Annotated in this window: 6 protein-coding genes and 1 pseudogene; 6 read left to right on the plus strand and 1 reads right to left on the minus strand. The window is 58.1% G+C overall.

Annotation, left to right across the window (positions count from 1 at the left end; genetic code table 11):
- Positions 1–81: 81 nt before the first annotated feature.
- The 6 genes from traD (at position 82) to repA (ending at position 10,213) form a co-directional block, all read left to right on the plus strand.
- On the plus strand, positions 82–2,319 hold the full coding sequence (traD, locus tag KGP22_RS23935) for a type IV conjugative transfer system coupling protein TraD (RefSeq protein ID WP_223582732.1): 2,238 nt from the start codon (positions 82–84) through the stop codon (positions 2,317–2,319).
- On the plus strand, positions 2,319–7,616 hold the full coding sequence (gene traI, locus KGP22_RS23940) for a conjugative transfer relaxase/helicase TraI (RefSeq protein WP_223582734.1): 5,298 nt from the start codon (positions 2,319–2,321) through the stop codon (positions 7,614–7,616). Before traD ends, traI begins: the two co-directional genes overlap by 1 nt.
- The gene (gene traX / locus KGP22_RS23945) at positions 7,616–8,347 is read left to right on the plus strand and encodes a type-F conjugative transfer system pilin acetylase TraX (protein ID WP_223540752.1); all 732 of its coding nucleotides are present in this window, start codon (positions 7,616–7,618) and stop codon (positions 8,345–8,347) included. Before traI ends, traX begins: the two co-directional genes overlap by 1 nt.
- Before the next feature lie 326 nt (positions 8,348–8,673).
- Positions 8,674–8,976, plus strand: coding sequence for a hypothetical protein (locus KGP22_RS23950; RefSeq protein WP_223582807.1), 303 nt, complete (start codon positions 8,674–8,676; stop codon positions 8,974–8,976).
- Positions 8,977–9,281: 305 nt separating this feature from the next.
- A complete protein-coding gene (locus tag KGP22_RS23955; RefSeq protein ID WP_223582736.1) occupies positions 9,282–9,833 on the plus strand; it encodes a phospholipase D family protein in 552 nt (183 codons plus the stop codon).
- Between the two features lie 131 nt (positions 9,834–9,964).
- The gene (repA, locus tag KGP22_RS23960) at positions 9,965–10,213 is read left to right on the plus strand and encodes a replication regulatory protein RepA (protein ID WP_223582738.1); all 249 of its coding nucleotides are present in this window, start codon (positions 9,965–9,967) and stop codon (positions 10,211–10,213) included.
- Between the two features lie 77 nt (positions 10,214–10,290).
- Here the strand turns inward: repA and KGP22_RS24305 are convergent.
- Positions 10,291–10,388 (minus strand): annotated as a pseudogene (locus KGP22_RS24305) (replication protein RepA); the annotation flags it as partial.
- Positions 10,389–10,512: the final 124 nt, after the last annotated feature.

Here is a 10,512-nt window from a genome sequence, read left to right on the forward strand (position 1 = left end):
CGACACAAAAAAGCGTGCTGCATGCTGAAGCACGTCAGTCCTGTTCGCCTGCATATCATTTGACACTGTCAAGGAGAGTCTGTGAGCCTGAATCCACGCGATTTAACGCAGGGTGGTCAGGTCGCTTTCATGCGCCTGAAAATGTTCCTGCAGATAAATAACCTGATTTCCTTTTACGTCATTATGGGTACGGTACTGATGACGCTGGCTGTTCTGCTGATGCGTATTAGTATTCAGAATCTTAATAATGGCGTTATTTACTGGTTTGTTCGGGTGCTTTCACCGTTTACCGAAAAAATGGTCAGACAACCTGTCTATACCATTCGCTATTACGATCAGAATCTTCACTACAGCGTCAGGCAGATCCTCAGCGACGGATATACCGTTTATTGCGGACAGTTACTTAAGCAGGAGCTGGTGATTGCAGGCTGCAGTGCCTTGTTAACCGCATTTGTGGCCACGCTGGTTGTTTACTGGTACCTCGGGCGTACCGGCCGTAAACAGAGCGAGGATGAGGTTATCGGTGGACGCGTACTTAGCGATTCGCCTAAAGATGTGGCACGGATGATGAAAAAGCGCGGTGAAGCGTCTGATATCCGTATTGATGCTCTGCCACTGAAGCTGGATTCTGAGATACAGAATATGGCGATGCACGGTACGGTATCCACCGGTAAATCGACCCTGATGCGTAAGATTATGAAGCAGCTGCGCGACAGGGGAGACCTGGTCATCATCTACGACAAGGGCTGTACGTTCGTTGAGGATTTCTACGACGAGTCCCGCGATGAAGTCCTGAACGCACTGGATATCCGATGCCCAAACTGGGACCTGTGGGAGGAGTGTCGCACTATCTCCGAGCTGGAGAATACGAGTTCAACGCTCATTCCGGCAAGCAGCGGCGAAGATCCGTTCTGGCAGGGGAGTGCACGCACCATATTTGCGGAAGGTGCTGAGCGTATGCGTAAGGATAAGGATCGCAGCTACAACAAATTCCTGCGTACCCTGCTGGCTATTCAGCTCGATCAGCTGCGAACGTTTCTTGCCGGCACGCCAGCTTCCACGCTGGTTGATGGCAAAATTGAGAAGACCGCCATCTCCATCCGGAGTGTGCTGACTAACTACGTTAAATCACTGCGTTATCTGCAGGGGATCGACAGACCCGGACGTGAAAAATTCACCATCAGGGAATGGATGAAGGGCCAGGCCGATAAATCGAAAAACGGCTGGCTATTCATTACCTCCGATGAACAGAACCACGAGTCGCTGAAGCCACTGATCTCGATGTGGCTCAGTATTGCCGCCACAAGCCTGCTGGCAATGGGCCCCAACCGTCAGCGCCGGGTCTGGTTTTTCTATGACGAACTGGCTTCTTTGCACAAATTACCGACGCTGCCACGGATTATTTCCGAGGCGCGTAAATTTGGGGGATGCTTTGTGCTGGGGTTCCAGAACTTCGCACAGATGGAAGAAATCTATGGACCGAAGGCCGCGGCAGGTTTGTTTGACCTGCTGAACACGAAATTCTTCTTCCGTTCACCGAGTGCGGAAATCGCACAGTTTGTGGAGGAAGACCTGGGGGAAACACGCAGGCTGAAATTCAGCGAGCAGACAAGCTTTGGTCATGAACAGGTGCGTGACGGTATTTCCTTCGGGAAGGAGGAGGAGCGCGTCAGTATCGTCAGTTATTCCGACGTGCAGTCCCTCAATGACCTGCAGTGCTTTGTCACTCTGCCGGGTAACTACCCGGTAGTGAAGCTCACCATGAAATATGAGGCGATGCCCAAAGCCGCAGATGCTCTGTTGCTGCGAGATGTTCATACCAGCCTGGATGAGCAGATTGAAAACGAACTGCTCCGTCGTACCGACGAGGAGCGCCGTAGCCTGGATGGGCTGTTCGCCCGTGAGGATAATTCTGTAAATCAGGCACTCAAGGACGGGATCCCTGAAGATAATCGGTCGAATCCTCCGGAGGATTCTGACGTTGCTGCAGGTACGAATAACCAGCCTGATAATTCGTCATTACAGACGGCGGGAGTACCCACAGATGCGGATACTGAAAGCGTGGATACCACGACGGTTGCCGGTGGTGAAAATCAGACATCAACAGGAGGGACAGAGCGGGATATCGAACGGGATCTGAAGCCACGTGATAATCCACCGGGTGTCAGTACTGATGGTGAGGTGATCGACCAGGCAGCGTTTGAAAGCTGGCAGCAGTCACAGCATCAGACCCGCGATATGACCCGCAGGGAAGAGGTCAACATCAACCATGCGGCAGATAAAACGCATGATTCAGATGACGGCAGGGATATTTACTGATGCTCTCCATTTCGTCGATTAAGGGCGATGCCGCCTATTACAGCAATGAAGATAACTACTATGCCAGCGGTTCGCTTGAGTCACGCTGGCTGGGTGAGGGCGCGGAAAAACTCGGGCTGAAAGGGGAAGTGGCTAACGCCGATATGGATGCAATACGTCAGGGGAAGCTGCCTGACGGCTCCGATCTCTCCAGGATGGTCAATGGCGTCAATAAACACCGCAGCGGCTACGATCTGACCTTTTCAGCCCCCAAAAGCGTCTCTGTTATGGCACTGGTCGGGGAAGACCGTCGCTTTATCGAGGCTCATAATCGTGCCGTCGCGGTGGCGATGACGGAAGTGGAGCAGCTGGTCAGCGCCCGCATGACTGAAAACGGTAAAACGGAAACGGTGCTGACGGGAAATATGGTGGCTGCTCTGTATAACCACGATACCTCCCGCGATCTGGATCCACAGCTGCACACCCATGCACTGGTGCTCAATGCCACCTTTGCCGGGGAGAAATGGCGGTCTCTGGCCAGCGATACCCTGATGAAAACGGGATTTTCCGAAAATCTGTATGCCACCAAGATAGCGCTGGGGAATCTGTACCGGACTGCCCTGCGTCAGGACATTGAATCGATGGGATTCGAAACGGTGGCGGCGGGTAAACATGGTCTGTGGGAGCTTAAGGATGTGCCTGTTGAGCCCTTCTCAACGCGCAGCCAGGCAATCAGTGAGGCAGCCGGGCCGGATGCATCAGCAAAATCCCGCGACGTTGCCGCGCTTGATACCCGCCAGGCCAAAGCCTGGGCCGATCCTGAACATCTCAAAGCGGAATGGCGCCGGCGGCTGACCGATGAAAAATTCGATATCGACAACTATATCCTCCAGGCGGGTGCGCGCACGCAGTCACCCGTACCGGCTGCCGGAGAGCCTGCAGTCAGCCATGCTCCGGGTGTGCAGACAGCCATGTCTTCCGGAAAAATTGCCGATGCTGACGTTCAGCAGGCGGTGAGCGACACCATTTCAGCGCTGTCGGAGAAAAAGGTGCAGTTTACCTGGTCTGAAATCCTGGCTGGTACCGTAAACCGCCTGCCGTCGGCAAAGGGACTCTTTGAGCAGGCCCGTGCGGGCATCGATGCCGCGATTGAAGGGCAGCGCCTTATCCCGCTCGACCGGGAGAAGGGCATTTTCACGTCTGATATTCATCTCCTCAATGAGCTGAGCGTCCATCAGCTGGCGCGTACGGCTGTCCGGGAGCAGGCCGTGCTGGTCTTTCCTGAACGGTCAAAAGCGCGCGATATGCCGTCCAGTGATGTCGTATCGGTACTGGCGCAGGACAAAAGTCCGGTGGCCATTCTCAGCGGTCGCGGCGGTGCGCAGGCCATCCGTGAGCGCACGGAAGACGTGGCGATGATGGCCCGCGCGCAGGGCCGTGAGGTGATTGTCGTTGCCGCTGACGGCCGCAGCGGTGAGTTCCTGTCAGAAAGCCCGCATCTGGCAGGCCATGTCATGCTGCGCTCGCAGATGAAGGCTGACACCGTACTGCCGGTGCAGGGGACGGTTATTGTTGACCGTGCCGAGAGGCTGTCGCTGAAAGAAACCTTACTGCTGCAGGAAAAGGCGCTCAGCGCCGGGGCGCAGCTGGTATTCATGGATACGGAGAACCGGCAGGGAACGGGTAACGGGCTGTCCGTTCTGAAAGAGGCTGACGTACCACAGTACCGGTTTTACGGTACGCAGCTGCCGGAAGTACGTCTGGTCAGCGAGGCGGACAAGCGTATCCGCTACGGCCAGCTGGCGCAGGAGTATGTGCGCCTGTCAGCGGAAGGGCGGGATGTCGTGGCACAGGTGACCGGTGCCCGGGAACAGCAGCAGCTGACGGAGGTTATCCGGGACAGGCGGCGTGATGCGGGTGAGCTGGGTCGGGAACAGGTGACACTCCGGGTACTGGAGCCGGTGTGGCTGGACGGCAAAACCCGTCATCAGCGCGATAACTATCGGCCAGGGATGGTGATGGAGCAGTGGGACGCTGAGAAGAAAAGGATGACGCGGCACACCATTGACCGGGTGGCTGAGGCCACCAACAGCCTGGTACTGCAGGCAGAAGACGGCCGTCGCCAGACCCTGAAGGTCACGCAGGTTGACGGCAGCTGGAGCCTTTACCGCAGCAGGACGCTGGATATTTCAGAAGGGGACCGCGTCAGGGCGCTGGGGAGAGAGCTGAAGGGAGCCATCAGGGCGAAAGAGCAGTTCACCGTGGCGGGGCTGGAAAATGGCGCGGTGCGGCTGCGCAGCGGCGACCGTGAGCTGCGCCTGCCCACGGAACGGGCCGTGAAACTGGCTCATGATTATGTGGAAGGGACCGGGGCGGGTACCAGCGCGGCGCGCACGGTACTGGCCGCAGTCGGTCCGCGAGGCCTGAATAAACAGACCCTGAACGCGCTGGCGCAGAGCGGCAGCGACATCCGGATTTATACGCCGCTTGCGCCTGAGCAGGCGGCGCGCAAGGTGGAGAGCGTGTCTGCCGTGCGGCTGGCCAGTGACCAGGTCCGCCAGTCGACCGGTGAGGCAAATCTGGACGCGGCCATACTGGCAAGCCGTGACCGTCTGATGACGGATGCGGAGCAGGCGGTGAATCTGGCGATTCCGCGCGCGCAGCAGGGGAAGGTGCATCTGAGTGAACTTACCCTGCTGGGAGAGGCTGTGAAATCAGGCCAGCCGCTGGCTGAAGTCCGGGCTGAAATAGCCCGCCAGGTGGACAGTGGCGCGCTGATTAAGCTGGATTCGGTTGCCGGGGCGGGAAACAGGGTGCTGGTTCCACGCGTGGCGTATGAGATGGAAAAGACCATCATCCGTCATATTGCTGAGGGTAAGGACTCCGTTCAGCCCCTGATGGCGCTGACGCCTGCCTCAGTGCTGGCCGGTTTGACGGCAGGCCAGCGGGAGGCCACGCGGACAGTGCTTGAGAACACTGACCGCTTTATGGCCATTCAGGGGTATGCCGGGGTGGGGAAAACCACCCAGTTCCGGGCGGTGATGGGTGCCCTGAATACCCTGTCTGAATCCGTGCGCCCGCAGGTTATCGGCCTGGGCCCCACGCACCGGGCCGTGCATGAGATGCGTGAGGCCGGGGTGGAGGCCCGCACGCTGGCAGGCTTCCTGAGCGAAACGCGGCTGGCCATTCAGGCCGGGGAAACGCCCGACTTCCGTAACGTGCTGTTCCTGACCGATGAGAGTTCGATGGTGGGCAACCGCGATATGGCAGAGCTTTATCAGCTGGTTGCCGCAGGCGGCGGACGGATGGTCTCGAGCGGGGACACCGCGCAGCTGCAGGCCATCTCAACAGGTCTGCCGTTCCGCCTGGTGCAGCAGCGCAGCGCCATCGATACGGTGGTGATGCAGGAGATTGTTCGCCAGACCCCGGCGCTGCGCCCGGCAATTGAAAGCATCATCGCAGGTCAGGTGGATACCTCCCTGCGCCAGGTGGATGAGGTCAGCCCGCAGCAGGTCCCGCGTCAGGAAGGGGCATGGGTGCCCGATAATTCCGTCATGGAAATCCGTGCGCCGAAAAAGGGCCAGGAGCAGGACACGCCTGCCGCCGGTGAACAGACGCCGACAGCAGAGCAGCTGTCACTGGTGCGGACCGACATCATTGAAGCTATCCGGGATGACTGGATGGGCCGTACCCCGGAGGCGCAGCAGCAGACGCTGGTTGTGGCTGAACTCAACGCCGACCGTCACGCCATCAATGATGCCATTCATGCCGCCCGGCATGAGAAAGGCGATACAGGTGCGCAAGAGCGCACGTTCACCGTCCTGGAGCCGCTGCGGGTGCCTGACAACGCCCTGCGTGCGGCTGAAACCTTTGCGGAGTACACCGGCGCCGTGGCCATGATGAACGAGCGCTACTGGACGGTGGCGGAGGTTAATACGCAGGACGCCGTGGTCACGCTGCGTAATGCCGACGGGGAGTCGGTGCTGATTTCCCCCCAGCAGAACACGTCGCAGGATATTTCCCTCTTCACACTCCGCAGCCTGACACTCAGTCAGGGGGACCGGGTGCGCTTTACCCGCTCGGACACCGACCGCGGCTATGTGGCCAACAGCCTGTGGGAGGTGGCAGGTTTCACTGACGAAGGGGCAATCCGCTTCCGCCAGGGAGATGAGGAGAAGATTGTCGACCCGCAGGCCATGACGGAGGACCGTCATATTGACCTCGCGTACGCCCTGACGGTGTATGGGGTGCAGGGGGCCAGTGAACGCTTTGCCATTGCCCTGACCGGTTCGGAAGGGGGGCGGGGAAGGATGGCGTCGATGGAATCGCTTTACGTGACGCTGTCACGCGCGAAGGAGCACGTTCAGGTCTATACGGACAACCAGGCGCGCTGGCAGCAGCTGGTTCAGCAGTCTGATGCCGGAAAAACGGCCCACGACCTGCTGCACCAGGAGAGTGACCGGGATGCCGCCACCGGTAACCGACTGCTGGCCACAGCCTCCCGACTGGATAAAACCGCGCTGGGGCGCAGGGTTCTGGCCGAAAACGGCCTTGAGGGTGAAACGATGGCCCGCTTTATCGCGGCAGGTAAAAAGTACCCGACACCGTATGTGGCCCTGCCGGCGTGGACCCGTCACGGACAGGAGGCCGGGGCGCTGCTGACAGAAATCCGCATTGAGGATGACGGGATGCGCGTGGTGCTCAGTGATGAGTCCAGGCTGCGTGGCAGTGAAGATGCGCAGTTCGCCGGCCTGCAGGCGAGCCGGAATGGTCAGACTCTGATTGCCGACAGTGCGGAAGCCGCGCTGCAGCTGGCACAGGAGAACCCGGAGAGTGGGGTGGTGATACGCCTGCACGGCGAAGAACGGCTGCTGAATGCCGTACGGCTGACCGGGGGGCGTATCACGGAGCCTGACGGGGTGGCCCGGACGGTGCGCAGCGTGGCGGACGCCGAAACGGCGATGAAAGCGGAAGACCTCATCACGCGGCCTCAGGATGAGCAGCAGAAACTGGCAGAGGAACAGGAAAAAGCGGCCCGGGAGCTGGCGGAAAAGGCCCGGCAGGAACGGCTGCCGGTGGCGCCGGGTGAGGAGAGCGCCAGACCCGACCCCGTGTTGTCTGCCGGTGAGGAGCGTCGTCTGCGTGACGGTACTGCACGGGGAGAACGCGAGCTGGAAGAGGCCATTCGTGACGCGGTGGCGGACGGTCGGGGTATCCGCCAGCATGTGCGCGAACAGATGCTGCGCACCGAGCGGGACTGGGTTATTAACCTGCCGGAGAAAGTCATTGAGCTTGAAAAAACGCTGGGGGGTGACTGATGCGAGTTACGTTACCGGTATCCGTACCGTCCCGCATCGCACTGCTGATGCTGTCTCCGCTGCAGCGTGACGTTATCAGGATGGTGGCCTTTGTGGCGATGGTGCTGGACCATCTTGCCACGGCGTTTCAGGCTGACGTCCCCCTCCTGAATATGGCGGGACGCTGCGCCTTTCCGCTGTTTGCGCTGGTGAGCGGCTGCAATCTGGCCGGACACGCCCTGCGTCAGTCGTCCCTGAACCGTCTTTGGCTGATGGCGCTGCTGGCGCAGCCCGGCTACTGGCTGGCCTTCAGGGAGGCAGGACTCATGTGGTGGCAGCTGAATATTCTGTTCACCTTTGCCGTCGTGATGCAGGCAGCGCGTTTTCTGCAGGGCGTGACCGCGCGTAATGGGATTGCGGCGGTCGCAGCCCTTTTGGCCTATCTGCCGCTCAGTAGCGCCAGCTATGGCATCCCCGGTCTGGTGATGCTGGCGGGCGCGCTGGCGGTCTGGCAGGTACGGGACATACTGCGTCCCGGCCTGTTTGCTGTCTGGCTGCTGCTGGTTGCGCTGCTTAATACCCGTCACGGTGACGCGATGATGCTCTCCGGGGTGTTACTGACGCTGACGGTGCTGTTCTGCGTGCACGGGGTGGTGCCGGCTTCCGGACGACGCCTGCAGGCCGGACGGTGGTTTGCGCCAGCGTATGCCCTTCATCTGCTGTGTATTGGCTTTCTGGTCAGTGTTCTCTGATCTGTCTTTGCTGTTACTTCAATCAAACAAAAGGACATAACATGAAAAATAAGCGAATCGCTGTATCTGCGATTATCACAGGCTGTCTGTTATTCAGCGGTCTGACGTTTGGTTCGTTCGAACGGCCTGTACAAGTCGATTCAGGAGTACCTGAAAAGATTCTGGCTGAGCCTCCCGCAGTGCCGGAGCAGATCACGACCAACGTGCTTCTGCGCCAGATTCTGGCTGAGCTTATTAAGGCAAACAGTCTGAAAGAGGAGAGGCGCTGCAGCGATGGCGACAGGCATTACTCGCCGGGCTATATCATCAGCGTCGATAAAAAAACGCTGCGCTGTGATACCGGCAGCGGCTACTGGAAGCATCCTGCGCTGGTCCGCAGCGGTTGTGAAACTCCGGCAGAACTTCGTTACTGGCTGAGAACCCACGGGCTGGCGTGCTTCGTGATGACCATGCGGGATGAGGCACCTGAGGCCTTTGCAGCCGGATTCACTGATGAGGCACCGGATGCGCGGGGCTGGATACCCGAACCGCCGGACGATGACGGCTGGTTCCTGGGGTCAGTCCATGATACCTGCGACGGGCCGGTCTGCTACTGGTTCAGGAATAACGTAACGGGAGAGGGGATATGAGTCCGAATTCGAATATCTGGCGCCACAGGCGCAGGGGGCAATATGCCGTGAGGCTTGAACTCGACGGGCAATTTGGTTTAGCGGAGAGGGTGTGGCGTGATATTGCAGAATCAGCGCCCTGTCTGCGCTGGAAACGGTTTGCAGAACATCGGGCGAGAAAGTGCCGGAACAGGCCGCAAACAACGAACCGCTGACGCCTCCGCATGGCGTCGTTGTCGAACCCCGGCAATCGGGGAAAAGCAAGTTTCCCCCGATTCCGGCGTTTCTGAAGAACACCATTCTGAACGGATAATCTGAGGTATTTAATGCGTAACTCACTACGCAGGCTGGCGCTGTCCGGCCTGGCCTGCTGCGCCCTGAGCGTTACCCCGCAGGCACTGGCCGCTCCCGTCATTGAGGCGGGTTTTTCTCCGGAAGGAACGGCCCTGCCGCTGGTTCTTAAGACTATTGAGTCTGCACAGCATGAAATCAGGCTGATGGGCTATTCCTTCACCTCTCCGGAGGTATCCGGGGCGCTTGTCCGGGCAAAACGGCGCGGTGTGGATGTGGCCGTGGTGCTGGACTGGAAAGGCAATACCGGAAAGAACAATAACGCGAGCAAGGCCGCGATGAACCTTCTGGCTGGTGCGGGCATTCCGGTTCGTACAGTCAGTACTTACAAAATTCTCCATGACAAAGTGATCGTCGCTGACGGGCGCAACACCCAGGTCGGCTCCTTTAACTTTAGCCGTGCTGCTGACCGCTCGAACTCGGAGAACGTCCTGGTGGTGTGGGATGACCCCGCTATCGCCGCCAGCTACCTGAAGCACTGGACATCCCGCTGGGCACAGGGAACGGACTGGAAACAGACGTACTGACCACAAAGAAACGATCGTTAAACGTAAACCGTGCGCCAACACGGGTTACGTTCATAAAGTAAGTCGCTGATTTGCGGAATCTGTAGTATCCTCTGCGAAACGATCCTTGTTTGATCCTTGAGGGGGCAGAGATGTCGCAGGCTGAAAATGCAGTGACTTCCTCATCGAAAGAAAAGCGTCAGTATCGAAAAGGTAATCCGCTTTCTGCGTCAGAACGTCAACAGCAGGCTCTAGCCCGTAAAAAAGCAACTCACAAAGAGATTCGAGTTTTTGTAAAAGATGTTCTCAAAAACCAGCTTCAGCTTCTTTGTGAGAAAGAAGGTATTACCCAGGCAGAAATGATTGAAAAACTGATAGCGATGGCGTCTGCGAAAGAGTAGAAAGAATGCAACAACATCACATTCTTGATACTTAAGTTTGTGAGTGCTAGATTACTGATCGTTTAACGAATTTTTGGCTAGCCACGCCGTAAGGTGGCAGGGAACTGGTTCTGATGAGGTGTCTACCCGGAGCCAGAAAAGCAAAAACCCCGATAATCTTCGCTAACTTTGGCGAGTGGAGAAGATTAACGGGGCCTACTTAAACTGTATAGAAGCTGTTGCTCTATGCAGGGAGTATAGTTTTATGCTCAGAAAACTGCAATACCTTCTGTGCTCAGTGCTCCTTCCGCGCAACATAA

The sequence above is a fragment of the Enterobacter sp. JBIWA005 genome (assembly GCF_019968805.1).
Taxonomy (GTDB): Bacteria; Pseudomonadota; Gammaproteobacteria; order Enterobacterales; family Enterobacteriaceae; genus Enterobacter; species Enterobacter vonholyi.

Coding starts and splice junctions, on each gene's coding strand:
- traI (WP_223582734.1), top strand. CDS start 2,319: ATGCTCTCCATTTCGTCGATTAAGGGCGATGCCGCCTATTACAGCAAT.
- traX (WP_223540752.1), top strand. CDS start 7,616: ATGCGAGTTACGTTACCGGTATCCGTACCGTCCCGCATCGCACTGCTG.
- KGP22_RS23955 (WP_223582736.1), top strand. CDS start 9,282: ATGCGTAACTCACTACGCAGGCTGGCGCTGTCCGGCCTGGCCTGCTGC.
- repA (WP_223582738.1), top strand. CDS start 9,965: ATGTCGCAGGCTGAAAATGCAGTGACTTCCTCATCGAAAGAAAAGCGT.